Annotated in this window: 26 protein-coding genes and 1 tRNA gene; 4 read left to right on the top strand and 23 right to left on the bottom strand. The window is 63.2% G+C overall.

Annotated elements, in window-relative coordinates; genetic code table 11:
- Positions 1 to 188: 188 nt before the first annotated feature.
- The 4 genes from LB558_RS30240 to rsfS form a co-directional block, all read right to left on the bottom strand.
- Entirely contained in the window at positions 189 to 1,520 is a 1,332-nt protein-coding gene (locus LB558_RS30240) for a S41 family peptidase (protein ID WP_023811786.1), read from the bottom strand.
- Positions 1,521 to 2,858: a murein hydrolase activator EnvC family protein gene (locus LB558_RS30235; protein ID WP_224700840.1), complete on the bottom strand. Its 1,338-nt coding sequence runs from the start codon at positions 2,856 to 2,858 to the stop codon at positions 1,521 to 1,523.
- Positions 2,859 to 2,982: 124 nt separating this feature from the next.
- Positions 2,983 to 3,465: a 23S rRNA (pseudouridine(1915)-N(3))-methyltransferase RlmH gene (gene rlmH, locus LB558_RS30230; RefSeq protein WP_224700839.1), complete on the bottom strand. Its 483-nt coding sequence runs from the start codon at positions 3,463 to 3,465 to the stop codon at positions 2,983 to 2,985.
- Between the two features lie 27 nt (positions 3,466 to 3,492).
- Positions 3,493 to 3,870, bottom strand: coding sequence for a ribosome silencing factor (gene rsfS / locus LB558_RS30225; RefSeq protein WP_013529073.1), 378 nt, complete (start codon positions 3,868 to 3,870; stop codon positions 3,493 to 3,495).
- 242 nt (positions 3,871 to 4,112) lie between these two features.
- On the opposite strand from rsfS, the gene LB558_RS30220 reads away from it, so the two are divergent.
- Positions 4,113 to 4,964 (top strand): mechanosensitive ion channel family protein, encoded by an 852-nt coding sequence (locus tag LB558_RS30220; protein WP_224700838.1) that lies wholly within the window; start codon positions 4,113 to 4,115, stop codon positions 4,962 to 4,964.
- Between the two features lie 9 nt (positions 4,965 to 4,973).
- Here LB558_RS30220 and LB558_RS30215 read toward each other — a convergent pair whose 3' ends face one another.
- The 5 genes from LB558_RS30215 to obgE all read right to left on the bottom strand — a co-directional run bounded on the left by LB558_RS30215 (position 4,974) and on the right by obgE (position 10,715).
- Positions 4,974 to 6,257, bottom strand: a complete 1,284-nt coding sequence (locus LB558_RS30215; RefSeq protein WP_224700837.1) for an MFS transporter — start codon at positions 6,255 to 6,257, stop codon at positions 4,974 to 4,976.
- A gap of 68 nt (positions 6,258 to 6,325) precedes the next feature.
- Positions 6,326 to 6,913 carry a nicotinate-nucleotide adenylyltransferase gene (locus LB558_RS30210; protein ID WP_224700836.1) on the bottom strand — a complete coding sequence of 196 codons (588 nt, stop codon included), beginning with the start codon at positions 6,911 to 6,913 and terminating at the stop codon, positions 6,326 to 6,328.
- 249 nt (positions 6,914 to 7,162) lie between these two features.
- The gene (locus tag LB558_RS30205) at positions 7,163 to 8,449 is read right to left on the bottom strand and encodes a glutamate-5-semialdehyde dehydrogenase (protein ID WP_224700835.1); all 1,287 of its coding nucleotides are present in this window, start codon (positions 8,447 to 8,449) and stop codon (positions 7,163 to 7,165) included.
- 3 nt (positions 8,450 to 8,452) lie between these two features.
- Positions 8,453 to 9,679: a glutamate 5-kinase gene (gene proB / locus LB558_RS30200; protein ID WP_224700834.1), complete on the bottom strand. Its 1,227-nt coding sequence runs from the start codon at positions 9,677 to 9,679 to the stop codon at positions 8,453 to 8,455.
- A gap of 4 nt (positions 9,680 to 9,683) precedes the next feature.
- Positions 9,684 to 10,715, bottom strand: coding sequence for a GTPase ObgE (gene obgE / locus LB558_RS30195; RefSeq protein ID WP_224700833.1), 1,032 nt, complete (start codon positions 10,713 to 10,715; stop codon positions 9,684 to 9,686).
- A 134-nt stretch (positions 10,716 to 10,849) separates the two neighbouring features.
- On the opposite strand from obgE, the gene LB558_RS30190 reads away from it, so the two are divergent.
- Positions 10,850 to 11,719 (top strand): endonuclease/exonuclease/phosphatase family protein, encoded by an 870-nt coding sequence (locus LB558_RS30190; protein WP_224700832.1) that lies wholly within the window; start codon positions 10,850 to 10,852, stop codon positions 11,717 to 11,719.
- A gap of 210 nt (positions 11,720 to 11,929) precedes the next feature.
- On the opposite strand, the gene LB558_RS30185 is transcribed toward LB558_RS30190, so the two are convergent.
- The 3 genes from LB558_RS30185 to LB558_RS30175 form a co-directional block, all read right to left on the bottom strand.
- Positions 11,930 to 12,517: a GNAT family N-acetyltransferase gene (locus tag LB558_RS30185; RefSeq protein WP_164754369.1), complete on the bottom strand. Its 588-nt coding sequence runs from the start codon at positions 12,515 to 12,517 to the stop codon at positions 11,930 to 11,932.
- Positions 12,518 to 12,637: 120 nt separating this feature from the next.
- Entirely contained in the window at positions 12,638 to 12,907 is a 270-nt protein-coding gene (rpmA, locus tag LB558_RS30180; protein WP_013529063.1) for a 50S ribosomal protein L27, read from the bottom strand.
- A gap of 97 nt (positions 12,908 to 13,004) precedes the next feature.
- Positions 13,005 to 13,685: a 50S ribosomal protein L21 gene (locus LB558_RS30175; RefSeq protein WP_127260461.1), complete on the bottom strand. Its 681-nt coding sequence runs from the start codon at positions 13,683 to 13,685 to the stop codon at positions 13,005 to 13,007.
- 404 nt (positions 13,686 to 14,089) lie between these two features.
- On the opposite strand from LB558_RS30175, the gene LB558_RS30170 reads away from it, so the two are divergent.
- Positions 14,090 to 14,179, top strand: a tRNA-Ser gene (locus tag LB558_RS30170).
- A gap of 258 nt (positions 14,180 to 14,437) precedes the next feature.
- Here the strand turns inward: LB558_RS30170 and LB558_RS30165 are convergent.
- Both LB558_RS30165 and LB558_RS30160 read right to left on the bottom strand, forming a co-directional pair.
- Positions 14,438 to 15,037 carry an NADPH-dependent F420 reductase gene (locus LB558_RS30165; RefSeq protein ID WP_224700831.1) on the bottom strand — a complete coding sequence of 200 codons (600 nt, stop codon included), beginning with the start codon at positions 15,035 to 15,037 and terminating at the stop codon, positions 14,438 to 14,440.
- Positions 15,038 to 15,110: 73 nt separating this feature from the next.
- Entirely contained in the window at positions 15,111 to 15,845 is a 735-nt protein-coding gene (locus tag LB558_RS30160; RefSeq protein ID WP_224700830.1) for an SDR family NAD(P)-dependent oxidoreductase, read from the bottom strand.
- A 266-nt stretch (positions 15,846 to 16,111) separates the two neighbouring features.
- Here LB558_RS30160 and LB558_RS30155 point away from each other — a divergent pair, with 266 nt between their 5' ends.
- Positions 16,112 to 17,008 (top strand): LysR family transcriptional regulator, encoded by an 897-nt coding sequence (locus LB558_RS30155; RefSeq protein ID WP_224700829.1) that lies wholly within the window; start codon positions 16,112 to 16,114, stop codon positions 17,006 to 17,008.
- 49 nt (positions 17,009 to 17,057) lie between these two features.
- On the opposite strand, the gene recQ is transcribed toward LB558_RS30155, so the two are convergent.
- From recQ to LB558_RS30110, 9 genes are all read right to left on the bottom strand, one after another.
- On the bottom strand, positions 17,058 to 18,902 hold the full coding sequence (recQ, locus tag LB558_RS30150) for a DNA helicase RecQ (RefSeq protein ID WP_224700828.1): 1,845 nt from the start codon (positions 18,900 to 18,902) through the stop codon (positions 17,058 to 17,060).
- Positions 18,902 to 19,588 (bottom strand): sulfotransferase family protein, encoded by a 687-nt coding sequence (locus LB558_RS30145; protein WP_224700827.1) that lies wholly within the window; start codon positions 19,586 to 19,588, stop codon positions 18,902 to 18,904. The genes recQ and LB558_RS30145 overlap by 1 nt, the downstream gene beginning before the upstream one ends.
- A 491-nt stretch (positions 19,589 to 20,079) precedes the next feature.
- Entirely contained in the window at positions 20,080 to 20,418 is a 339-nt protein-coding gene (locus LB558_RS30140) for a cupin domain-containing protein (protein WP_224700826.1), read from the bottom strand.
- A 112-nt stretch (positions 20,419 to 20,530) separates the two neighbouring features.
- The gene (kduD, locus tag LB558_RS30135; protein WP_224700825.1) at positions 20,531 to 21,289 is read right to left on the bottom strand and encodes a 2-dehydro-3-deoxy-D-gluconate 5-dehydrogenase KduD; all 759 of its coding nucleotides are present in this window, start codon (positions 21,287 to 21,289) and stop codon (positions 20,531 to 20,533) included.
- Positions 21,286 to 22,137, bottom strand: coding sequence for a 5-dehydro-4-deoxy-D-glucuronate isomerase (gene kduI, locus LB558_RS30130; protein ID WP_224700824.1), 852 nt, complete (start codon positions 22,135 to 22,137; stop codon positions 21,286 to 21,288). The genes kduD and kduI overlap by 4 nt, the downstream gene beginning before the upstream one ends.
- A gap of 22 nt (positions 22,138 to 22,159) precedes the next feature.
- Positions 22,160 to 22,933: a FadR/GntR family transcriptional regulator gene (locus LB558_RS30125; RefSeq protein WP_224700823.1), complete on the bottom strand. Its 774-nt coding sequence runs from the start codon at positions 22,931 to 22,933 to the stop codon at positions 22,160 to 22,162.
- A gap of 104 nt (positions 22,934 to 23,037) precedes the next feature.
- On the bottom strand, positions 23,038 to 24,318 hold the full coding sequence (locus tag LB558_RS30120) for a TRAP transporter large permease (RefSeq protein ID WP_224700822.1): 1,281 nt from the start codon (positions 24,316 to 24,318) through the stop codon (positions 23,038 to 23,040).
- On the bottom strand, positions 24,318 to 24,845 hold the full coding sequence (locus tag LB558_RS30115) for a TRAP transporter small permease (protein WP_224700821.1): 528 nt from the start codon (positions 24,843 to 24,845) through the stop codon (positions 24,318 to 24,320). The genes LB558_RS30120 and LB558_RS30115 overlap by 1 nt, the downstream gene beginning before the upstream one ends.
- 59 nt (positions 24,846 to 24,904) lie before the next feature.
- The gene (locus tag LB558_RS30110; RefSeq protein ID WP_224700820.1) at positions 24,905 to 25,882 is read right to left on the bottom strand and encodes a TRAP transporter substrate-binding protein; all 978 of its coding nucleotides are present in this window, start codon (positions 25,880 to 25,882) and stop codon (positions 24,905 to 24,907) included.
- Positions 25,883 to 25,909 lie beyond the last annotated feature (27 nt).

Below are 25,909 nucleotides of genomic sequence, written 5' to 3'. Positions count from 1 at the left end.
CGAAGGCGAAGCCACTTCGAAAAGACATGCGCGAATTCATCAATCCCGGCGCACCCCGCGCCATGTCTTGGGGGTTTTGCCTCGCACCCCGAATCAAACTGCCGGAACCTTTCGGTCCCGGCAGCATCGCATTGCTTCCATCAGGCTCAAACAGAAAGATGGAGCGGCGCGTGCGCCGCTCCAGATCCTTACTGGTTGAGAACCGCCTTTTGCGGATTGGGCGGGAAGGCCGGATCGGTCTTCTGGCCGCGCAGCAACTGCTCGGCATAGATGAGCTGCAGATCGTCTTTCGGATCCGGCGGCACATAAGCTGCCGAGCCCGAACCGGTCGTGCTCTCGTCGGCGCCCTTGATATGGCCCTTGAGGTCGGATTCGCCGCGCGTCAGGTCCCTGCCCTGCAGTTCCGGCGGCAGCGGCTGGTCGACCTTGATGTCGGGCGTGATGCCCTTGCCCTGGATCGACTTGCCGGACGGCGTGTAATAGAGCGCCGTCGTCAGTCTGAGCGCACCATTCTCGCCGAGCGGAATGATGGTCTGCACCGAACCTTTGCCGAAGGACTGCGTGCCGACCACCGTGACGCGGCGCAGATCCTGCAGCGCGCCGGCGACGATTTCCGATGCACTGGCCGAACCGCCATTGACCAGGACGATCATCGGCTTGCCGTTGATGTCGTCGACCTGCTTGGGCTTGGCGTCGAAGCGGGTGACGTCCTTGGGGTCGCGGCCGCGCGTCGAGACGATCTCGCCGCGGTTGAGGAAGGCATCGGACACGCTCACCGCCTGGTCGAGCAGGCCACCCGGATTGAGGCGGAGATCCAGAACGTAGCCCTTCAGCTTGTCGTCGGGAATCTGCTTCTTGATGGTGTCGATGGCGTTCTCGAGGTCGTCATAGGTCTTTTCGGTGAAGGAGGTGATCTTCATGTAGCCGATGTCGTTCTCGACCCGGAACTTGACCGCCTTGACCTTGATGATGTCGCGCACGACCGTCAGTTCGATCGGCTTGTCGGCGCCCTGGCGCAGGATGGTCAGCTTGATCGGCGTGTTGACCAGGCCGCGCATCTTGTCGACCGCATCGTTGAGGGTCAGGCCGCGAACCTCTTCGCCGTCGATCTTGGCGATGTAGTCGCCGGCCAGCACGCCTGCCTTGGCGGCCGGCGTGTCGTCGATCGGCGTGATCACCTTGACCAGGTCGTTCTCCATGGTGACCTCAATGCCGAGGCCGCCGAACTCGCCCTTGGTCTGGACGCGCATATCCTGCGCCTGCTCGGCATTCATGTAGGAGGAGTGCGGGTCAAGCGAAGCCAGCATGCCGTTGATGGCGTTCTCGACCAGCGACTTGTCGTCGGGCGGTGTCACATACTGTGCCCGCACCCGCTCGAAGATATCGCCGAAAATCGCCAGTTGCTTGTAGGTTTCCGACCCTGCAGCGTTCGCCGCCGAGCCGGGTGCGCCATAGACCAGGCTCATGGCGGACGCGCCCATCAGCGCACCGGCAAACAGAAGCGACAGTTTCCGCATTATTCACGTCCTTCCAGAAAAACGGTCCGCCCACCATGGGGCCGGATCGACGGGTTTTCCATCCTTGCGGAACTCGACATAGAGTTCCGGCGTGGCATTTCCATTCTTCGAAACCGAGGTGCTCGCCACCCGGGCCTCTCCCATCGCACCGATCGGCTCTCCTGCAAGCACTGATTGACCGGTCGCGACGCTGATTCTGCTCATCCCCGCCAAAACGACATGATAGCCGTCGCCTGCGTTCAGGATCAAGAGTTGACCATAAGACCGAAACGGCCCCGCATAAAGCACATTCCCATCCGCCGGCGCGGTAACGATGGCTCCCGATTGTGTCGCAACCATGTCGCCAAGCATCACCGCGCCGTTACCGTCATCGGCGCCGAATCGACGTTTGATGCGGCCGGTCACCGGCAGCGCGATCTGTCCCTGCAGCGCCGAAAAGGGCACCGCGGCGGCAAGTTGGTTGCTTTCCGGCACCGGCAGTGACGCCAGTTCGGCCGGCGCGGATGTGTTGTCGCCATCCGCCGTCTTCTGCTCGGCGGCCTTGGCCGCATCGGCGGCCTTGCGGCTCTTGTCGGCCTGCACTTCGAGCGAGGCGATCAACTCCTTCAGGCTGCCGGCCTTGGCCGCCAGCGCTTCGGATCGCTGCTTTTCGGCGGCCATTTGCGTTTGCGTATCGGCTTCGAGCTTCTGCTTGGCCTCCAGCAGCATGCCGAGCCGCTTCTTTTCCGCCGCCTGGTCGCCGACCGCCGCCGTCAGCCGTGCCCGTTCGGCCTCGATCGAGGCCGTGACCCGCGACTGCTCCTTGAGATCGGCGAGCAGGCTATCTGTCTGCTGGCGCAATTCCGGCACCACGGCACCGAGCAGGATGGCGCTGCGCACCGACGACAGCGCATCCTCGGGCTTGACCAGGATCGCCGGCGGCGGGTTGAGGCCCATGCGCTGCAGCGCGCCCAGCACTTCGGCCAGAACGTCGCGCCGCGCCATCAGCGAGGCGCGGATCTTCTGCTCCTGGCCCTTCAGCCCTTCCAGCCTGGCGCCGATGTCTTCGATGTCTTGGCCGAGCTTCTGTTCGGTCATCGCCGACTGGATCAATGCGGCGGTGATCGAGGCGTGATCCTTCTTGATCGTCGCGATGTCGGCGGAGAGCTTGGCCAATCGTTCGGACGACAGCGTGATCTCCTTCGAGACCCGTTCGTATTCGGCCCGGCTCTGATCCGGATCAGGAGCCATGTCGAGCGTGTTTTCCGCCCGACCCGCATGCAGCGACAGCACAAGCACCGCCGCCGCGATGCAGCAGCGCGCGCGCCATGAGCCTGTTCTTGATTTTCTGTCTTCAGACATTGAAGCCCGACTCTATGCGTGGCTTCGTTAACGAACAATCAACCATGTTCGAAACTGCCCACTCGATGCAATCTTGCTTCGGCATTGGGGCGGAAATCCGGGTGTGTCGCACCAATTCACCGGTTTACGAGCGATGGTAGGGATGTCCCGAAAGGATGGTGGCCACCCGATAAAGCTGCTCTCCCAGCATCACGCGCACCAGTTGATGCGGCCATGTCAGCAATCCGAACGACATTACCAGTTCGGCCTGGTCGCGCAGCGACTGATCGTGGCCGTCGGCGCCACCGATGGCGATGATCACGGCCTTGCGGCCACCGTCACGCAACAGACCGAGGCGCCCGGCGAAATCTTCCGAGGAAAAGCTTTTGCCGCGTTCGTCGAGCAGGATCAGCGCGGTGCCGGGCTGCAACTGCGTCTGCAGCTTCTGGCCTTCCTCACGCCGCCGCTCGTTGGCGGTCTGGCCGCGCCCCTCGGGGATTTCGGCAATGCCGCCAAATTCAAGCCCTACCGCCGGGCCGCTCTTGGCGAAACGCTCGAAATAACGGTCGGCGAGCAGCTTTTCGGGGCCGGCTTTCATCCGGCCCACGGCATGAACTGATATCTTCATCCTCGCCTTGTAAGCCGCGCGAACGACTTAGTGGAGCGTTTCTTCCTCGAGATCCGGCGCCTGCCACATCTTTTCGAGATTGTAGAATTCGCGGACTTCGGGACGGAAGACATGGACGATGATGTCGCCAGAATCGATCAGGACCCAGTCGGCGCCGGACAGCCCCTCTACGCGCGCGGTGCCGAGACCGGCATCCTTGATCGCTTTGAGAAGATGATCGGCGACAGCCGCGACATGACGGTGCGATCGGCCCGAAGCGACGACCATGTAGTCGCCGAGGCTCGATTTCCCCTGGATGTCGATGGAGACAATGTTTTCGGCCTTGGAGTCTTCCAGACTGGCAAGGACTGTCTTGATGGCGCGGGACACGGCGTCGTCTACGCTGATCCTGGCCGGCGAAGGCATGATATCGGCCTTCTTCCGCAGTGCTGTTCTCAGTGTATTTCCTTTCGCAGCAAGAACAACCAAATCACCCCTTCAAGCAGGTGACACCACTTAAATAGGCAGAGTTCCCTGACAGTTTCAAGACGGGACCCTGCCTCGCACGAACGTATTGTCGCTGCTGTGGTTCCGCCGCATGCTGGAAAAGATCGGAACCCTCGCTGTTGGCACGGGTTATCGGCTCACCGACCAACCGGATTTCCCCCATGCCGATCGACCCGCAAAACGCCTTACTCAGCGTCCAGGCTGGCCTTGCCCAACTGAGCACGCTGATTGTTTCGTATTCCTTCTCTGCCATCGGTGCCGTCATCCTCTTGATTGTCGGCTATATCGTCGCCGGCCTTGCCGAACGTTCGATCTTTGCCGGTCTCGGCCATATCCATGGTTTCGACGCGACGTTGCGGCATTTCTTCTCCAAGATCGTCCGCTACGCCATCCTGATCCTCGTCACCATCATGGTGCTCGGCCAGTTCGGCGTGCAGACGGCCTCGATCATTGCCGCGATCGGTGCCATTGGCCTCGCCATCGGCCTGGCGTTGCAAGGCACGCTGCAGAACATCGCCGCCGGCATCATGCTTCTGGCGCTGCGGCCGTTTCGCATCGGCGAGTCCGTCGAGGTCGGTTCGATTGCCGGTACAATCGAGGAGATCGGCCTGTTCGCAACCAAGCTCAGGACGGCCGACGGGGTCTACATATTGGCGCCCAACTCGACGCTGTGGAACCAGCCGGTGCGCAACTTTTCGCGCAACGGCGTGCGCCGCAGCGACATCACGCTCAGCATCGGCTCCTGGAACGACATCGACAGGGCTCAGAAAACCTTGCTTAGCATTGCCGCGGCCGAGCGGCGGATCAAGCGGGAGCCGGCACCGATCGCTTTCGTCTCGACATTGGGCGACAGCACTGTTTCGATTGCCTTGCGCTATTGGACATCGTCGGCGGACTTCTTCGCCACCCAGACCGATCTCACCAAGCGCGCCAAGCAGGAATTCGATAGCGAAGGCATATCGATCCCGCTGCCGCCACCGGAAGCGCCGTCGCCGGAAGCCCGTCGACAATAGTCGGTTGGCTCAGTGCCGGCCCTCATCGTCCGGTGCGAAGGCAAGTTCGACCGGCAACGGAGCCTGCGCCGTCATCGGTGCGAAACTGCCGGTTTCACCGACCGGGACCGCACGCGTCGTGAACACACGCAAAAGCACGAACAGGCAGAAGGCTGCGGCGATGAGAACAGCCACATAGATGAAAGCCTGCGTTCCGAAGACGGCCGACAGCGCCGTCACAATGCCGGGCACGACGAAGCCCGACAACGACCAGGCAAACAAAAGCGAACTGGACAGCGCCACCATGTCATCCTTGCCGGCGCGGTCGGCGGCATGTGCGCTGGCCAGTGAATAGATCGATTCCGAAGCGCCATCCCACACGATGTAGATCACGACCAACGCGGCCAACGCGCCGCCATCGAACCCGAGCGCAAACAGGCCCGCGACCATGGCGAGCGCGGACGCGGCGATCAGCACATAGCGGCGGTCGGTTCGGTCGGAAATCCAGCCAAGCGGGATCTGCAGGATCAGCGTGCCGAGAGGCATCGCCGAAAGCAGCAGCGCCACATCGGCCTGGCTGTAGCCCTTGGCCGTGGCGTGGATCGGCGCGAAGCCCGCAATCGACATCGACAGGCCGCCGACGGCAAGCATGCCGGCGACGCCGACCGGTGAAACCCGCCAGGCACGGCGCAGCGCCACCGAGGCCGCCCGCGGTGCCGGCGGCTGGGCAAGTTTGGTCATCCCGACGGGGAGGATCGATAGCGCCGTGAAGACGATGCCGATCAGCGGCGCATCCGCTGTCCTGATATCGACCAGCGCCAGCGTCGCGTAACCGACGCCGAGCCCGGCGACATAGGCAACGTAGAAGAAAGCCATCACCCGGCCGCGGATGGCGTTTGCAACAGCATCGTTCAGCCAGCTCTGCGCGACGATGAACAGACCACAGATGGCAAAGCCGTAGAGCGCGCGGGCGGCTATCCACAACAGCGGATGGACCCCGGCGCCGACAGCGGCGTTGGCCAGCGCGATCAGCGCCGACAGCACCATGAAGGCACGCGCATGGCCAACCCTTCGCACCAGCGGCCCGGTCAGGATGCAGCCGGCGAGGCCGCCGGCCGAAAGTCCTGTGATGATCAGCCCGGCCCAGGTCGGATCGAAACCCTCGGCGCCGAGCCGCACCGGGATATAGGCAAACATCAGCCCGTTGCCGACGGCGATCAGCGCCATCGATACGATGACGCTGGCAATCGCGATCAGCGGCGTGGGCTCGGCGCCCTGCTCGGCTTCGCTGCGGTTTTTCCCCGGAATCGACATGCCTGCTCAGGATTGCCCATGAAACGGGCAAAGGGAGCGATAAAAGCGACATGGCCGGGCGGCCGGGCTCACCCCTTCGCCAGCTTGCGGATCGCGCTCGACGACAGCGACGAGCGCGGGCCGTGGATGAAGGTCCAGGCCGGCGCCTTCATGCGGGCAAGCCGCGGCGCATCGCCCTCGTCGATGCGGGCATAGTCGAAGGTCTTGGCGACGACCGAGGACAGGAACGACAGCGTCGAGCCCGGGCGGTCGATGACGGCGATCGGGAAGGTCATGACAATCTCGCGCCAGCGCTGCCAGCGATGGAAATCGCGCAGACTATCGGCGCCCATGATCCAGACGAAATCGACACCGGGATTGCGCGCCTTGACCAGCGCCAGCGTGTCGGCGGTGTAGCGGACGTGATGGGCGGCTTCGAAAGCGGTGACCTTGATTTTCGGGTTCTTGGCGATCTGTTCCGACAGCTGCAGCCGCTCGTTGAGCGGCGCCAACTCCCTGGTGCTCTTCAGCGGATTGCCCGGCGTCACCATCCACCACAGCTGGTCGAGCGCCAGACGCCTGAGCGCAATCTCGGCGACCAGCGCATGGCCGGCATGCGGCGGATTGAACGAGCCGCCGAACAGGCCGACGGCGAGGCCTTTTTCGGCGTGCGGCATGCGCAGATGGTGGGAGGGGAAAGGGCGTGGGGAAAGGGATAGCATCGCGCTAAGCACCCCCCTCTGCCCTACCGGGCATCTCCCCCGCAAGGGGGGAGATCAGCAGTTTCAGCGTAGGCGTAAATCTTGCAGCGTTGAAGATTAGCGAAATCAGAAATGTCAGCCAATCTCCCCCCTTGCGGGGGAGATGTCCGGCAGGACAGAGGGGGGTGGCTGGGCGCAAGCTTCAGGCCCTTTGGGCGAAAGACGTCAAGGTCTCACCTGTCCCGAGCCGCGCACGCGGTATTTGAAAGACGTCAGCTGCTCGACGCCGACCGGTCCGCGCGCATGCATCTTGCCGGTGGCGATGCCGATCTCGGCGCCCATGCCGAACTCGCCGCCATCGGCGAACTGCGTCGAGGCGTTGTGTAGCAGGATCGCCGAATCGATCTCATTGAAGAATTTTTCGACCGCTTGCGCATCCTCGGCGACGATCGCCTCGGTGTGGTGTGAGGAGAAATTCTCGATGTGGTCGATCGCACCACCAATACCGTCGACCAGCTTCACCGCTATGATGGCATCGAGATATTCGGTCACCCAGTCGGCATCGGTCGCAGGCTGGGCGTCGAAAAACACTTTCAGCACCTCGGCATCGGCATGGATTTCGCAGCCGGCGGCGCGAAGTGCATCGAGGATCGGCACCAGATGGGTGGAGGCAACCGCCCGGTCGACCAGCAGCGTCTCGGCGGCACCGCAGACGCCGGTGCGCCGCATCTTGGCGTTGACGGCGATCCGCACCGCCATGTCGAGATCGGCCGAACGGTCGATGTAGAGATGGCAGATGCCTTCGAGGTGCGCGAAGACCGGTACCCGCGCCTCGTTCTGCACCCGCCCGACGAGGCTTTTGCCACCGCGCGGAATGATAACGTCTAGCGTACCGCCCAAGCCTTTCAGCATCTCGCCAACAGCGGCGCGGTCAGTGGTCGGCACCAACTGGATGGCGTCTTCCGGCAGGCCGGAGGCCTTAAGTCCCTCGACCAGGCAGGCATGGATGGCGGCCGAGGAATTGAGCGAATCCGAGCCGCCGCGCAGGATTACCGGATTGCCGGCCTTGAGGCACAGCGCGCCGGCATCGGCGGTGACGTTCGGGCGGCTCTCATAGATGACGCCGACGACGCCGAGCGGCGTGCGCACGCGCTCGATATGCAGGCCGTTCGGACGGTCCCATGCAGCGATGACATCGCCGACCGGATCGCGCAGCGCGGCGATTTCTCTGATGCCCTCGGCCATGGCACGGATACGCGCCGGATCGAGCTTCAGCCGGTCCATGAACGAAGCGGACAAGCCAGACTCGTGGCCGTTCGAGACGTCGATGGCGTTGGCGTCGAGGATGTCCTGCTCACGAGCGACGATCGCCTCGGCCATGGCGGCAAGTGCAGCATTTTTGGTGGCGGTCGCGGCGATGGCCAGCGGTCGGGCGGCAGCGCGCGCACGACGGCCGATATCGGCCATCATCGCCACGGTGTCATCCCCGGATTTTTCATGCAGTTTCAGCATGGCTCATCCTCCGCTTATATCACCGTCGACCGTGACTTGGTCACCGGCTCGTACTTGGTCACCGGCCCGTACTTGGTCACCGGCTTGTATTTGGTCACCGGCCCGTACTTGGTCACCGGAATGGCTCACCACAAGGTCGTCGCGGTGGATCATCGCCGAACGCGCTTCGTAACCAAGCACGGTTTCGATCTCGGCCGTCTTCAGGCCCGCGATCCTTACGGCATCGGCTGCATCGTAGGCAACCAGCCCGCGCGCGATCTCGCGGCCCTCGGGCGACAGGATCGCCACCGTGTCGCCGCGCGAGAAATTGCCGCTGACCAGCTTGACGCCGGCCGGCAGCAGCGACTTGCCCGATAGCAGCGCGCCGATGGCGCCGGCATCGACCGTCAGCCGGCCGGCTGGCTCGAGCTGGCCGGCGATCCAGGTCTTGTAGCCCTTGACCGGGTTGCTGCTCGGCCGAAAGAAAGTAGCGCGCTCGCCGCGTTCGATCGCCATCAGCGGCGATAGCCTTGTGCCCGACGTGATGATCATCGCGGTGCCGGCGGCGGTGGCGATCTTGCCGGCATCGAGCTTCGTGCGCATGCCGCCGCGCGACAGCTCGGAAGCGGCGGCGCCCGCCATCGCCTCGATATCTGGCGTGATTCGGTCGACCACCGGAATGAATTTAGCCTGGGGCTCACGCGCCGGCGGCGCCGTATAGAGCCCGTCGATGTCTGAGAGCAGCACCAGCAGATCGGCGCCCATCATCGTGGCGACGCGGGCCGCCAGCCGGTCATTGTCGCCATAGCGGATTTCGGAAGTCGCCACCGTATCGTTCTCGTTGATGACCGGCACCGCCTTCATCTTGAGCAGCGTCGAGATCGTCGCCCGCGCGTTGAGATAGCGGCGGCGCTCCTCGGTATCGCCGAGCGTCAGCAGGATCTGGCCCGATTTCAGGCTGCCCTTGCCGAGCGCGTCCGACCAGGCGCCGGCCAATGCGATCTGTCCCACGGCTGCCGCCGCCTGGCTCTCCTCCAGTTTCAGGGCGCGCTTGCCGAGGCCAAGGATGGTGCGGCCAAGCGCGATGGCGCCGGACGAGACGACGAGGATTTCAGCGCCGCCCTGGGCCAGCACGGCAATGTCGTCGGCGAGCGAGGCCAGCCAGTCGCGCTTCAGGCCCGTCGTGCGGTCGACAAGCAGCGCCGAGCCGATCTTGACGGTGATGCGCCGATATTTTCTCAGCGACTGCATCGTCCTATCTGTCCCAGCGCGTCTCGACCGGCGCAGCGATCTTGTCGCGTGCCTCGGCCACAACAGACATCAGCGCGCGCAGCACCGCCTCGACACCCTCGCCGGTGACCGCCGACAACAGCATAGGCGCGCGGCCGGCGGCGCGCTTTAGCGAGGCGACCTTCTTCTTGCGCGCTTCGGCATCGAGCGTGTCGACCTGGGACAGCGCCACGATCTCGAGCTTGTCGGTCAGGCCGTTGCCATAGGCTTCGAGTTCCGCGCGCACGGTCTTGTAGGCCTTGCCCGGATTTTCCTCCTGCGCCGAAACCAGATGCAGCAGCACGCGCGTGCGCTCGACATGGCCAAGGAAGCGGTCACCGATGCCGACGCCCTCATGCGCGCCTTCTATGAGGCCCGGAATATCGGCGATGACGAATTCGCGCGCATCGATGCGGGCGACGCCAAGGCCGGGATGCAGCGTCGTGAACGGATAGTCGGCGATCTTCGGCTTGGCCGCGGTGACGGCGGCCAGGAATGTCGACTTGCCGGCATTGGGCAGCCCGACCAGCCCGGCATCGGCGATCAGCTTCAGCCGCAGCCAGATGTTGAGCTCTTCGCCCGGCAGGCCGGGATTGGCGCGACGCGGCGCCTGGTTGGTCGAGGTCTTGAAATGCTGGTTGCCGAAACCGCCATTGCCGCCCTTGGCCAGCAGAAAGCGCTGGCCGACCACGGTCAGGTCGCAGATCAGCGTCTCGTTGTCTTCTTCGAACACTTGCGTTCCCGCCGGCACCTTCAGCGTGACGTCGGCGCCCTTGGCGCCGGTCATGTTGCGGCCCATGCCGTGGACGCCGGTCTTGGCCTTGAAATGCTGCTGATAGCGGTAGTCGATCAGCGTGTTCAGCCCGTTGACCGCCTCCAGCCAGACATCGCCGCCACGACCGCCATCGCCGCCGTCGGGCCCGCCGAACTCGATGAATTTTTCGCGCCTAAACGACACCGAACCAGCGCCGCCGTCACCGGAGCGTATGTAGACCTTGGCTTGATCGAGAAATTTCATGAGATTGTACAGTTTCTACTAGTGGCTTTGCGGCATTGCTCTAAACCTTGGCCCTTGCTCTAAACCAAGGCGCGGCGAAGGGCGAGGCCGTTTTGTGACAATGGCCGCGCGGGATCGGCCGGAGAGATGCCGGAATGAAGCTTGTAACCTATAACATCCAGTACGGCATCGGCCTCGACGGACAGTACAATGTCGGGCGCATCGCTGATGCCGTGCGCGGCGCCGACGTGATCGCTTTGCAGGAAGTGACCCGCAACAATCCCCGGAATGGCGGCCGCGACATGGTCGCCGAGATCGGCGAGGCGCTGCCCGACTATTTCGCCGTCTATGGCAGCAATTTCGAGGCCAATATCGGTTCGCACATCAACAACGGCCGTGCCGTCACGAAAACCTTCCAGCTCGGCAACATGGTGCTGTCGAAAACACCCATTCATCTGTCGCGCAACCTGCTTTTGCCGCGCAGCCGCAGCTTCGAGATGATGAACTTCCAGCGTGGCGCGCTGGAAGCGCTGATCGAGACGCCGCTTGGTTTCATCCGCTTCTATTCCATCCATCTCGATCACCGCAGCCCACTCGAACGCGCCAGCCAGATCCAGTTCCTGCGCCAACGCATGCTGAACTATGCGCTCGAAGGCGGCGCGCTGTCCGGCGTCGCCGAGATCGGCCTGCCGGAACTGCCGCATCCCGAAGCCTTTGTCGGCATGGGCGATTTCAACATGCTGGCCGGCTCGCCAGAATATGTCGAACTCGCCGGCCGGCCGGACCATGAATTCGGCATGCCGCTGACCGCCGACTTCGCCGTCGATGCCGCCTTGCGGCTGAACGCCAGCGGCGACGATCTGATCAGCTGGGTCGACCCCAAGCAACCCACAGATCCCAGCCGCCACAAGCGCATCGACTATATCTTCACCAGCGCTTCGCTTGCCAGATCCCTGCAGCGTCTATGGGTCGACCGAAAGGCCGTCGGCTCGGACCATTTGCCGGTCTGGGTCGAACTGGGCTGAGCTTGAGCCGCCAATCCAATGGCGTATGAGAAAGGCCCCCTCATCCGGCCGCTGCGCGGCCACCTTCTCCCTGAGGGGAGAAGAAACTGGCGTCAACGCCGGGACCCCCTCCTCTCCCCCACGGGGAGAGGTCGGATTGCCCCGAATTGCCATTCGCAATTCGGTTGGCAATCCGGTGAGGGGGCCTGTCGTGCGCCCGCAGGGCAGTCATCAGAAATGCACCCAGTTCCGCAGGCTGGTCCACGTCTTCCTGTCCAGCCGGTAGCGCTCGACCGGCACCTGGCCGGCGACGATCGAGTTCAGCATGCCCTGGCCGGCATATTGGAACCCGCATTTGTGGATGACGCGGCGCGAGGCCGGATTGATGACCCGCGTCGAGGCATGCAGAACCTGGATCGACGTCCTCTGGAAGGCGAGATCGACCAGCGCGTGCGCCGCTTCGGTCGCATAGCCCTTCTTCCAGTACGGCTCGCCGATCCAGTAACCGAGCTCCAGCCCGCGATCGGTGGTGTTGAGGCCGGCGCAACCGACAAACGTGTCGGTGCCGGCCAGCGTCAGGGCATAGGCAATGCCGGCCCGGCGCGACTTGGTCATGGCCAGGAAAGAGCGCGCCTCGGCCTCGCCATAGGGGTGCGGCATGCGTGCCAGCATTTCGGCGACATGACGGTTGTCGGCAAGTTCGACCAGTTGCGCGACATCGCCTTCGTGAGGCGCCCGCATCACCAGCCGCTCGGTGACCAGCACCGGACAATCTATCGCGTAACTTTCGTCTTCTGAGTCTTCCGCTTCGGCAACCATTTGAAAGTCCTCCAGGCACAAGAAAAAGGGGAGATGGAAACCCATCTCCCCTGATCCTTTTCCTGGCTTTGCCAGACACCGGTTCCCGAGATGGGCGCCGGTGTTCTAGTGCGGAACCGGCTACTCCGCGGCTTTGGCAATCGGATTGACCGATACGTAGGTTCGGCCGTTGGCTTTTTTGTTGAACGTCACGGCGCCGGTCTCGAGCGCAAAAAGCGTATGGTCCGTGCCCATGCCGACATTGACGCCGGGATGCCACGTGGTGCCGCGTTGACGAATGATGATGTTGCCCGGGATGACGGCTTCGCCGCCGAACTTCTTCACGCCCAGACGCTTGGAATGCGAGTCGCGACCGTTGCGCGACGAGCCGCCAGCTTTCTTGTGTGCCATCTAACTAACTCCGTTGCGCCGCAAGGCGCCTAAAAGGCCTTATGAACGCGTTCGCGTTCCGTTTCAAGTCCGGTCCGGCGACCTAATCGCCAGAAAATTACTTCGCAGCCAATTCCTTGGCCTGCTCGCGCCAGTCCTTGATCTGGTCGGCGCTGAAGGGCATGTGCTCGTCGATCTTGGCGACATCCTTGTCGGTCAGCTTGGCGAGCTGCGCGAAGGTGATGATGCCCTGCTCGTTGAGATCCTTGGCTGCCACCGGGCCGATGCCCTTTATCACGGTCAGATCGTCCGGCTCGCCCTTCGGCGCCTTGAACAGCGGTGCTGCCGCGGTCTCGGCTGCCTTTGTCTCGGCTGCCTTGGCCTTGGGCTCCTTCTTCGGCGCGGCTTCCGCCTGCACCTCGGTGGCGGCCTCGGCCTTCACCTTCTTCGGCGCTTTGACCGCTGCCGTCTTCGTCGGCTTGGCGCCACCCAGCAGGATCTCGGAGATCCGCACGGTGGTCAGAAGCTGGCGATGGCCGATCTTGCGGCGCGAATTCTGCCGGCGGCGCTTCTTGAAGGCGATGACGGTGCGGTTCTTGCCCTGCTCGACGACTTCCGCGGTGACCACCGCGCCGTCGACGAACGGCGCGCCGAACGTGACATTCTCGCCTTCGCCATGTGCCAGAACATGGCCGATCTCGACCATATCGCCGACAGCGGCTTCGACTTTTTCGATCTTCAGGAGATCGTTGGCGGCAACGCGATACTGCTTGCCACCCGTTTTAATGACTGCGAACATTTTTTGCCTTTCGCTGTTCGGTCGGCCTTGATGAACCGCCTCTGGCGGTTCAGCCGTCTTTTTGTCAGTCTGCGGGTTCAAAAAACAAGCGGCGCGGAAGAACCCTCCACGCCGATTGCGCGCTGTCCCTAACCGAAGGTTGAGTGCGAGTCAAGGCAAACAGCTGTTGTCGGGACTGTTGTTGGCGGCCGAAGGACCGAGCGTGTCAGCACGACTGCACAGCGTCACCGTCGTCGAGGCAAGGATGCATGACTGGTCACCGATCTACCCAGGCCTCGCCGCAGCTGAACCGTCGCGAATCCGCTGCTTGCCCGGCAAGCCAAATAACTGACGGATTGGCCTTGTAACCTGCCCGTTCAGCCGTTATCTAGTGCGCCGCGCCGGCAACGGCCGACCATGACCGCGGAGAGGTGGCAGAGTGGTCGAATGCACCGCACTCGAAATGCGGCATGGGTGCAAGCCCATCGGGGGTTCGAATCCCTCCCTCTCCGCCATTCAATCCGGAAAACCGGCAGTTGGGGTGGCTTCGGACCCCTCCGCGTAGGCGGTCGTGAGGCAACTTCCAAAAGACGCGATGCCGGCTGGGACATCACAATTGCAACTACGATTCATGGGTGGCCGGCACATGTCGGCCGAAGGATCCCAGGCAGATGTAAGCCGCTTTCAAGCGCGTCACTTTGCGCGCTCGGGTCGATGCTGACGATGTGGCCGGCGCTGAACACCTGTCACTCTGTCGGTGCACGGTAAATCCGTTACTGCTCCTTCTTGAACAGGTCCTGGAAGATCAGCTGGCCCCAAGTGCGGCCGCGTGCGTGCACCAGTGCGCCGCCCTCGTTGAGCTTTCCCAACTTGACCGGTGCGAACCCGAGTTGTCTGGCCAAGTCCGCCACGGGCGCGATCGCGTCCTCGTCCTCGCTCGACAGAAAGACGACCCGGTGCCCGCCCTCGACGATCGGATCGGCAGCCAGGGCGGCCGCGATCAAGTGATTGAACCCTTTGACGAGCTTGGCGCCGGTGAACGCCTTGGCGACGAAGGCGGAGGACGGCAGACCGTCCAGCTCTTCAGGGACTGGAAACACGTTCGTTGCGTCGATGATCGTCTTGCCTTCCCAGCTTGGCAGCGCCTTCGCGACATCTGGGTGCGACTCGAAACGAACCGCCAGAAAGACGATGTCCGCCTTGATCGCTTCCGCCAGCGTTTTGGGGATAATCGTGGGTCCGATCGCGGCCGCATCGGCGGCAAAGCTTTCCGGGTCGCGCGTGGTTGCCACGGACACTTCGATGCCGTTGCGGGCAAACGCCTCGGCAAGAGCGTGGCCGATCTTGCCGAAGCCAATAATTGCATAGCTCATGTGTATTCTCCTTCAGTTTACCACGCCTACGGGCACAAAATATCGAATGGAGTGACCGGCCCGGCGCAGGGCGTCAGATTTGCGCCAGGCCGCCGTCGACGGCGAGCTCGCTGGCGGTCATGAAGCTGCTGTCCGACGACGCGAGAAAGGCAGCCGCCGCCCCGATCTCCGCCGGATCGGCCATGCGCTGGAGCGGAGTCATCGAAGCGAAAACCTTCATGCCCTCCTCGCCTACCGCTGCCTTCGCGAGTTCGGTTGCCGTCGGCCCGGGCGACAGCACGTTTACCCGGATGCCGGTGCCCTTCAGGTCCTCCGCCCAGGTCCGCGCGAGGTTGCGCACTGCCGCCTTGCTCGCGCTATAGACGCTGAATGCGGGGGCGCCCGTGGTGCCGGCGCTCGATCCCGTCAGGATAATCGAACCGCCATGGCCCATCAGCGGCAGCGCCTTCTGGACCGTGTAGATCGTACCCTTCACATTGGTGTCGAAGGTCTCGTCAATGTGCTCGGCGGTGAGCTTGCCGAGCGGCAGCAGGCCTCCCGCCCCGGCATTGGCGAAGAGGATGTCGAGGGTTCCGCGCTCGGCCTTCACCGCTGCGTAGAGTCGGTCGAGGTCCGCCAGATCGGAGACCGAGCCCTTCACCGCGCGGGCATCGGGCCCGAGGTCGGCCACAGCGGCGTCGAGCGCTTCCTGCCGGCGGCCGAAGATGAAGACCAAGGCGCCCTCTTCGATGAAGCGCTTTGCCGCGGCGCGGCCGATGCCGGTAGCGCCACCGGTGATGACTGCAACCTTACCCTCAAGCTTTCCCATGACTTTTCCTTTCGTCGTGTCGGACAGCATCTGCCTCCGAGAACCTCGAAATGGGTCCGCCGCCGTCAGTTGTTGAGTGCGCAAGCGCGCACATCGGTGGTGCAAAATCGATCCGCTTCAGGGCTGACGCCAGCCGCGACGATCCGCGTCTGCCATTCAGAATTGCGCCGCCCTTGTCGACATAAGCTATGAGGACCGCCCGTACTTCTGTACGATGCGCTAGATACGGGCTTTGGAAGGCGCACCGCGCGGTGCCGGATTGCACCATGATCGACTGGGATGACATTCGCTACTTTCTTGCCGTGGCGCGCGGAGGTTCGGTGCGGGCCGCCGCCGAGGGCCTCGGCGTGTATCACTCGACCGTGCTGCGACGCATCGCACAGCTCGAGGATCGCCTCGGGGCGCAAATGTTCGAAAAGCTGCCTTCGGGCTACCGTCTGACGACTGCGGGCGAGGAAGTTCTTGAGCTTGCGAACCAGATGGAAGCGTCGTCGCACCAACTGGAGACGCGCGTCTTCGGGCGCGACCAGAGCGTGCGCGGGCTTCTGCGGGTGACGCTGGCTCCGCCCCTCGCGACACACCTGCTCATGCCGGACTTCGCCGACTTCGCGAGTCTGCATCGCGACATCGAGATGGAGATCCTGTCGACCGGCGAGTTGGCAAATCTGACCAACCGAGAGGCCGACGTCGCGATCCGCGTCGTCTACGACCGCAAAACCCTGCCGCTCAATCTTCACGGCTTGAAGGGACCGGAGGTTTTCGGCGGCGTCTACATGTCCCGCGATCGCCTAACCGCATGGCGTACGGGCGCGCCTGATCCCATCCGGTGGATCGTCATAAGCGTTCATGGAATTCCAGAGTGGGCCCGCGAGGGCGAGGTTCGCACCACAGGGGTGCCGTTCAGGACCACCGACGGCGAGGCGCAGATCGTTGCCGTACGGCAAGGGATCGGCATCACGACACTGCCGTGCTTCATCGGAGATGCCGACCCCCTGCTGGTGAGAGTTCCGGGCACCGACTTGCACATGCATGGAACGCTCTGGCTTCTCACCCAGGGTGAGACACGCAAGACGAAGCGGGTGCGGCTCTTCACCGAGTTCGTATCCCGCAGGCTCGCCGCGCACGCTCCGCTTCTCGCGGGGCTGTCTGTATCGCGCGACTGACGCCCGGCGGGTCGGCGCTTGCGGCACGTGACCAGTCGCTGATCTGACCTCAGGCCGAGCCATCGGATTGGTGCGCGGCAATCGCACTCAGAAAAACCTGGCCGAACTCCTTCAGCTTCGCCGCCCCAACCCCATTCACTTCAGCGAAGGCGTCGAGGTCGTTCGGGCGGCGCTCGGCCATGTCGATCAGCGTGCGATCGGAGAACACCACATAGGCTGGCACCTGGCGCTCCTTGGCTAGGCGCAGGCGCAAGGATTTGAGCGCGGCCAGCAGTGACGCATCGATACCCTCGGCGTTCATGCCCGAACCCTCGGCCGCTCGCATCTTGCGCAAGGCGCGGCTGCGCACCTCGACGCGATAATGGAACGGCATCTCGCCACGGCCAAGCGCATGGCCTTTTTCGGCGATGGCGAGGCCGCCATGGCCGGCCGGATCCGGCATCAGGAACCCGCCTGCGACGAGCTGCCGGATCAGCGACAGCCAGAAATCCTTCTTGTGCGCCAGACCGCTGCCGAAACTCGTGAGCCTCTGGTGGGTCCTGGCAAGCACCTTCTCGGTTTCATGGCCGAGCAGGATGTCGATGACATGGCCGGCACCGAAACGTTCACCGCTCTGCGCGATCGCCGTCAGGATGATCCGCGCCTCCGCTCCGCCGTCGGCGCGCGGTGCCTGATCGAGGCAGGTGTCGCAATTGCCGCAAGGCTGCGCTTCCTCGCCGAAATAGCCGAGCAGCACCTGGCGGCGACACTGCGCCGTCTCGCAATAGCCGATCAGCGTGTCGAGCCGGCCATGCGAGCGCCTCTTGTGCTCGGGCGGCGCGTCCTCGTCGTCGATGAACATCCGGCGCATGCGGATATCGCCAAGGCCGAACAGCATATGCGCCTCGGCGTCGCGCCCATCGCGGCCGGCGCGGCCAATCTCCTGGTAGTAGGCCTCCAGGCTGCCCGGCATGTCGGTGTGGAAGACATAGGCGACGTCAGGCTTGTCGATGCCCATGCCGAAGGCGATGGTCGCCACCATGACGACACCGGACAAGGTCATGAAGCTGTTCTGGTTGGCGTCACGCGCCTCCTTGCTCATGCCGGCATGATAGGGGAGCGCGGTGACGCCGTTCTTCTCGAGGAAGGCCGCCATCTCCTCCGTCTTCTTGCGCGACAGGCAATAGACGATGCCGCTGCGGCCGGGATGACGCTCGACGAAGCGCAGCAGTTGGCGCTTGCTATCCTGCTTGGCCTCGATGGCAAGCTTGATGTTGGGCCGGTCGAAGCCCAGCACCAGGGTCTCGACGCGCTCGGCAAACAGCCGGGATTCGATGTCGGTGCGCGTGCCTTCGTCCGCCGTTGCCGTCAGCGCGATGATCGGCACGTTTGGAAAGATGCCGCGCAGACGCGACAGATCCTCGTATTCGCGCCGGAACGCCGGCCCCCATTGCGAGATGCAATGCGCCTCGTCGACAGCGATCAGGCTGATATCGAGCCTGGCCAGCGCCTCGAGCATGCGCTCGGTCATCAGCCGCTCTGGCGCGAGATAGAGCAGGCGCGTCTGGCCGGAGGCGACGCGACGCCATGCGGCTATATTGGCATCGCGGTCGATCGAGGAATTGATCGTATCGGCGGCCACGCCGGCAAGCCGCAAGGCGGCGACCTGATCCTGCATCAGCGCCACCAACGGCGAAACGACAATGGTGAGCCCGCCCAGGACCAGTGCCGGGACCTGGTAGCAGAGCGATTTGCCCGCACCTGTCGGCATGACAGCCAGCACATGACGCCCAGCCAGCAGCGCGTCCATGACATCGGCCTGGCCGGGGCGAAAATCATCGAAGCCGAACACGTCCTTCAGCACGCGCCGCTTGGGATCTCGCTGTTCTGTCGCGAGGGCCGCCGGTGCCTGCATCACCGCGCGTCCACGGTCGGCGTGCTTATCGGCATGTCATAGCCGAACTCGGCGCAGAAACGCTGGACGCGGACGAGAAATGCCGGGGGCAGGCCGCCGAGATAAGCCCTGAATTCTTCATTCCGTTCCCATTTTCTCAACGAAGCCACCCGGATCGGATTGTCCGGATCCTCGCTGAAACGAATGCGCGGTGTCAGTCCGAATGACTGCGCGATTCTGTCCTGCTGCGCATCGGGCGCGCCGATCATGTCCTCGTAGCGGACAATGAGGATCTGCCGGTGCGGTTGTGCCTTCTTCAGCCGGATAAACGCGTCGTATTCGGCCAGCCAGCGTTGCGGCGTGACGTGGAACCGACGCTCGTTGCGTGTTTGCGGATGCGAACTTGTCAGCGTGTCGAATGGATGGCGCACGCAATAGATCAAGCCGATGGAGGGAGGTAGCTTCGCCAGATGCGCAAAACCGCGCGCATCGCGCTTGACGACGAGGTTCGATTCCGGCCGGTCCAACATGTCCAGCATTGTGTATCGCGCTTCGGGCGGATGGACGAAAATGTCCTCGAAACACCTCATCAGTCGCTGTGTCAGCGTCGTCCCGCTGCGCGCGCAGCCCGAAATGAAAATTCTGTTGGCGGGCGTCGGGCGTGCGTATGGGCGTCCTTGCACACGCTGGTTCAGCGACAGCGGCACGAACCGCAGAAACTCCCGCACAACCCTTCGCGCAGCGGTTCCAAACGCAGCCTCAAGCCTGTGAGCGCCCTTCATCCGCAATTCCGCTGGGCCGCCCGGCGCGAAATGCGCCGCTTGGGGTCCATGGCCAAGATGCTCGTCGCCGATATCAGCATCAGGCAGACACCGGGCTGGAATTTCGTGGAGAGGATGTGGAACCGGTCAAGACGACTCTCTGCGTGACGCTTTGGAGTAGCGCAGCCGTCATCCAACCACAACGCCCCTTTGCAGGAACCTGTCGTTGATGAGGCCATAGGCGCGCCCGCCGGATGCCGTGCACATCACCTGACAGAGGACAGCCCTCGGTTGTACGGCGCATTAAGCCGATGTTCACCACGATGCGGCAGGCTTCACATCCTGCGGTCATGTCTTGAGTACCGCGGCGCCACAAGCGCCCAGGCAACAACCCGCGCCTCTTTTGGGGCGCGGGTCTTCCTTGCTCCTACCCTTGGCTAGGCAAGAAAATCGGCCCGGCGCGGCGTAAAGCTGTCGACCAGCCGCCCCGCTTCCAGCGCCTTGACACCGTGCACCAGGCCCGACGGCACGATGAAGCTCCCGCCAGCCGCGAGGATCTCGCTGCGGCCGTCGATGGTCACCTCGAAGCGGCCTTCGGCGACATAGCTTGCCTGGACGTGTGGGTGCGAATGCAGGGCGCCGATGCCACCCTTGTCGAAGCCGAATTCTACCAGCATCAGTTCGTCGGTGTGCAGGAGTACGCGCCGCCTGTTGCCGTCCGCCGTTGTCGTCCAGGCGCCCTCGCCGGCATGCGCGAAAATCTTCGGCTTCGTCATCGTTGTCTCCTCAAAGCAATTCCAGGAAAAGTGTGAAACGGTTTTCCGTCCGGGATTGCGTTAAAACAATGAGATAGCGCGGTTCAGCGTCTCCGCGAAACGATGAACAGCGCTAGCGCGCCAGCCAGCCGCCATCCACCGGCACCACCGCGCCATGCATATAGTTCGACGCCGGCGCCAGCAGGAAGACGGCGGCATCGCCAATGTCGCCCGCTTCCCCCCAGCGACCGGCCGGGATGCGCGCCAGGATGGCGGCGCTGCGTTCGGGATCGGCGCGCAGCGCCTGCGTGTTGTTGGTCTCAATATAGCCCGGCGCAATGGCGTTGACGTTGATGCCCTTTTGCGCCCATTCGCAGGCGAGCAGACGCGTGATGCCGAGCACACCGTGCTTCGAGGCGGTGTAGGACGCGACGCGGATGCCGCCCTGGAAACTCAACACTGAGGCAATGTTGACGATCTTGCCTTTCCGCTCAGCGGCCAAGGCACGCCTGGCAAAGCTTTGGCAGAGCAAAAAAACCGTCTTCAGATTGACATCCATGACGTCGTCCCAATCGGCCTCGCTGAGATCAACGGCATCGGCGCGCCGGATGATGCCGGCATTGTTGACCAGCCCGTCGAGCGGGCCGCTTTCGTCGCAGATCCGGTCGAGCAAGAGGCCGGCAGCCGATGTGTCGGCAAGGTCGGCGCTCACCGCCTCGAATTGCCCGCCCATCGCGGCGATCTTGGCTGCGGTGTCGTCCATTGGCGAGCGGCCGACGCCGATCACCGTACCGCCCGCACGTGCGATCGATACGGCTATGCCCTGGCCGATGCCGGTGTTGGCGCCGGTGACCAGCATACGTTTTCCGGCAAGGCTGAAGGGGTCGCTCATCGCAGATCGCCCAGCGCTACCGGGTCGACATCGGTGTAGTCGACATTATCGCCGGCCATCGCCCAGATGAATGCATAGTTGGAGGTGCCGGCGCCGGAGTGAATCGACCAGCCCGGTGACAGCACGGCCTCCTCGTTGCCCATGACGATATGGCGCGTTTCGTCCGGCTCGCCCATGAAGTGAAAGACGCGTGCCGTCTCGGCCAGGTCGAAATAAAGATAGGCCTCCATGCGCCGGTCATGCACATGGCAAGGCATGGTGTTCCAGATGGAGCCGGGTGCCAGCTGGGTCATGCCGACCACCAGCTGGCACGTCTTCACGCCGTCGGCATGGATGAACTGGAAGATCGAACGCTCGTTGCAGGCATCCTTGCTGCCCAGATCGAGGCGCTTGGCATCACTGAGGCGGATCAGCCGGTTGGGATGAGCCTGATGCGCCGGCGCACTGAGCAGATAGAATTTGGCCGGCGCATCTGCATCGGCCGACGCGAACGACACGTCGTTGGTGCCCATGCCGAGATAGAGCATGTCGCGCGCCTGCAATTCGAAGGACTGGCCACCGGCCGTGATGACACCTGCGCCACCGATGTTGACGGCGATCAGCTCGCGCCGATCGAGAAAATCTTTGGTGCCGGTCGGCTTGATCGCTTCCAGCGGCAGCGGCGCACCCGTCGGCACGACGCCGCCGACGATCATGCGGTCGTAGTGGGTGTAGGTCAGGCTGATGCGGCCGGGCTGGAACAGGTTTTCAATGTGGAAATTGTGGCGCAATTCGTCGGTTCCCATCGCCGCGGCGGCGATCGGGTCGATGGCAAAGCGGGATGTATAGTCGGTATGGCTCTGGTTCATTGTCGTCCTGACTTGAGATGGATCATTCGCCGGCAGTGGCCTTGACCGAACTGGCATAAAAGGTCTGACGCGCATGCAGCCGCTCGCGGTAACGCAGCTGGCTGGCGGTGAGATGCGCGCGCATAGCCTCGCGCGCGGCCTCGGCATCGCCTGATGTAATGGCGTTGAGGATCACCAGATGCTCGTGCTGCAGCCCGCGCTGATAGCTGTCGGACTGCACCAATTCGGTCGACCAGGGCGAGGTCACGTCGCACGGAATGGCGCGCCGGCCGAGCACGTCGAGCATCTCGACATAGAACGGGTTGTTGGTGGCGCTGGCGATGGCGCGGTGGAAGGCGAGGTCGGCCGGACCGGTCGGCTCGCTGGCAAGCAGCAGCCGCTCGAATTCGAAGAAGGCTTCCTGGATCGCTGCCTCCTGCGCGGCGTTGCGACGGATGGCGGCGATCCCGGCCGATTCGATCTCGATCGCGAGGCGCACCTCGAGCACGTTGAGCGCGATCGAATCCTTGCTGCCCATGTCGGCGGCCAGCGCGCCGAACATCGTCGAGATGTGCTCGGTGACGAAGACACCGGCACCTTGGCGCGGCTCGACCAGCCCGTCGGCGGCAAGCTTGGCCAGCGCCTCGCGGATCACGGTGCGGCTGACACCGAAGGTTTCGGTCAGTTGGCCTTCGGTAGGCAATTTATGGCCAGGCAGGATCTCACCCGCCTGCAACTGCTTGCGGATCGTCGCGACCACGATCTCCGACAGTTTGGGTTTTCTCTCGACCCTGAGGTCGGCGGATGCAGCGGACACGTGGTGGTCTCCTAAAGCAATTCCAGGAAAAGTGTGAAACGGTTTTCCGTCCGGAATTGCGTCAAAACAAAGGGTTAGAGCAGTTCTCCATTTCGTGAACTGCTCTAATGGAACAGGCTCGGCAGCCACAATGAGATTTCCGGTATGTAGGTGACAAGCATCAACACGATGAAAGCCGCGCCGTAGAATGGCCAGATCGAGCGCATCGCCGTCCAGATCGGGATGCGACCGATGGCGCAGCTGACGAACAGCACCGCCCCAACCGGTGGCGTGCACAGGCCGATACCGAGATTGAGAATGAGGATCACGCCGAAATGCACGGGGTCTACGCCATAGGCCATGACCACCGGCAGGAAGATTGGCGTGGTGATGATGATCAGGGGCGACATATCCATGAACGTGCCGAGGATGAGCAAGACGACATTGATCATCAGCAGGATGACCAGCTTGTTGTCGGACACGGACTGCAGGAAGGCGACGAGCGCGGCGGGGACCCTGAGATAAGCCAGCAGCCAGCCAAAGGCAGCAGCACAGCCGATGATCATCAGCACCATTGCCGTTGTGCGCACGGCGGCCGTGGTGGCGGCGACGAAATCGTTCCAGCTCATCGAGCGGTAAATGATAAGCGTCACCAGGAAGGCGTAGACGATGGCGATGCACGAGCTTTCAGTGGCCGTGAAGATACCGGAGCGGACGCCGCCGAAGATAATGCCGATAAGGACCAGGCCCGGAATTGCTGCGACAAGCAGTTGCAACGCGCGGCCGAAGCCGGCGAAGGGCTCGGTCGGGTAGCCGCGGCGGCTGGCGACCCAATAGGCCGTGATCATGAGAGACAATGCCAGCAGCAGGCCGGGTATGACGCCCGCGGTGAACAGATCGGCGATCGAGATGCGGCCGCCGGCCGAGATCGAATAGATGATCATGTTGTGCGAGGGCGGGATCAGCAGCGCAATGATGGCGCCGACGGAGGTGATGTTGACAGCATAGTCGACGCCGTAGCCGCGCGCCTTCATCTGCGGGATCATCAGCCCGCCGACCGCCGAAGCATCGGCCACCGCAGATCCGGAAATGCCGCCGAACATGGTCGAGGCAGCGATGTTGACCTGCCCCAGCCCGCCGCGCAGGTGACCGACCAGGGAACCGGCAAGCGCCACCAGCCTGGCGGCGATACCGCCACGCACCATCAGGTCGCCGGCGAAAATGAAGAACGGGATGGCCATCAACGAGAACACGGAAACGCCCGAGTTGAGACGCTGGAACACCACCAGCGGCGGCAGGCCCAGCACCAGCACCGTCGCGAAGCTGGCGACGCCGAGGCAGAACGCGATAGGTGTGCCGATGATCAGCAGGAAGACGAAGGTGCCGAACAGAACCGTCAGTGCCATCACAGGCCCTCCTCGCCCGTGGCGTACTGGTCAGCATCGACCGGCAGTCCGGCAAACCGCCCGGCCAGCCGCTCAAGCGAAAACAGACAGACAAGCGCGCCGCCCAGGATGACCGGCAGGAAGCCGACGCCGCCCGGAAAGGCGAGAGACGGCATCACCGTATTCCAGGTCAGCCTGGCAAGCTGGACGCCGTAGACGATCATGCCGGCGCCGAAGGCGAGCACGACGATATCCGAAACGCTGCGCAGCACCGCCTTGGCGGCGGGCGGCAGGAAATAGAGCAACACATCGAAACCCAGATGGGTACGCTCGCGAACACCGACCGCTGCCCCCAGGAAGATGAACCAACCCATCAAAAGCACCGAGAAGGGTTCCGTCCAGCTTGGCGAATTGTTGAGCACATAGCGCGAAAATACCTGCCAGAAGATGATCACCGTCATCAGGGTCAGCCCGATGCCGCTGACCCACAGCGCAAGCCTCGCCAACCGTGACAGCAGCCGCTCTATTGCGAGCCAAAATGGTTTCATATGCATGCCTCCCCCGGATGATGGCGCGGACAATCGCGCCATCATTTGCCACCAACGGACTACTTGGTTGCCTGGATACGCGACGCGAGGTCTTTCAACTCGGGCGTCGACAGATACTTGTCGTAGACCGGCTTCATCGCATCGATCAGCGGCTGTTTGTCGATTTCGCTGACCTTGACTCCGGCCTTCTCGACGATTTCGCGGGACTTCTTCTCCTGCGCGTCCCACAGCTCACGCATCTTGACGACGCTGTCCTTGGCCGCCTGCCGCACGATCGCCTGGTCTTCCGGTGTAAGCTTGTCCCAGCTCGCCTTCGACATCACCAGAACCTCCGGCACGATCTGGTGCTGGTCGAGCGTATAGTGCTTGGCGACCTCGAAATGCTTGGCGGATTCGAAGCTCGGCCAGTTGTTCTCGGCACCGTCGATGACGCCTGTCTGCAAAGCCGAATAGACTTCGCCATAGGCCATCGGCGTGGCGTTGGCGCCCAGCGCATTGACCATGTCGACGAACACATCGGACTGGATGACACGGAACTTCATGCCCTTCATGTCGGCCATCGAGGTGATGTCTTTCTTGGTATTGTAGAAGGAGCGGGCGCCGGAATCGTAGAAGGCGAGGCCGACAAGGTCATGCGCCTCGAAAGCCTTCAGGATCTCGTCACCGATCGGCCCATCCATCACATGACGCATATGGTCGACCGATCGGAATATGTATGGCAGGGACGGCACTGCCGTTTCCGGCACGACGCCGTTGAACGGTCCCATCGAGACGCGGTTGAGGTCGATGACTCCGGCCTGGGTCTGCTCGATCGTGTCCTTTTCCTCTCCAAGTTGCGCCGAATGATAGACCTCGACCGAATAGCGGCCATTGGTGCGCTGCTTGATTAGGTCGCCCATGTATTTGACCGCCTCGACGGTCGGATAGCCGTCGGGATGGGTATCCGACGACCTCAGCACGGTGTCGGCATTGGCAATGCCGACCAGCAGTGAGCCGAAGGCGAACGTGGCCGCCGTCAATTTCGAAAGATGCAACATGACTTCCTCCCTTTTAAAATCAGGGCG

It is taken from the genome of Mesorhizobium sp. CO1-1-8, from assembly GCF_020164875.1.
GTDB lineage: Bacteria > Pseudomonadota > Alphaproteobacteria > Rhizobiales > Rhizobiaceae > Mesorhizobium.
Note: the sequence above shows the minus strand (reverse complement) of the source record. Positions and strands in the feature narration are given on the sequence as shown.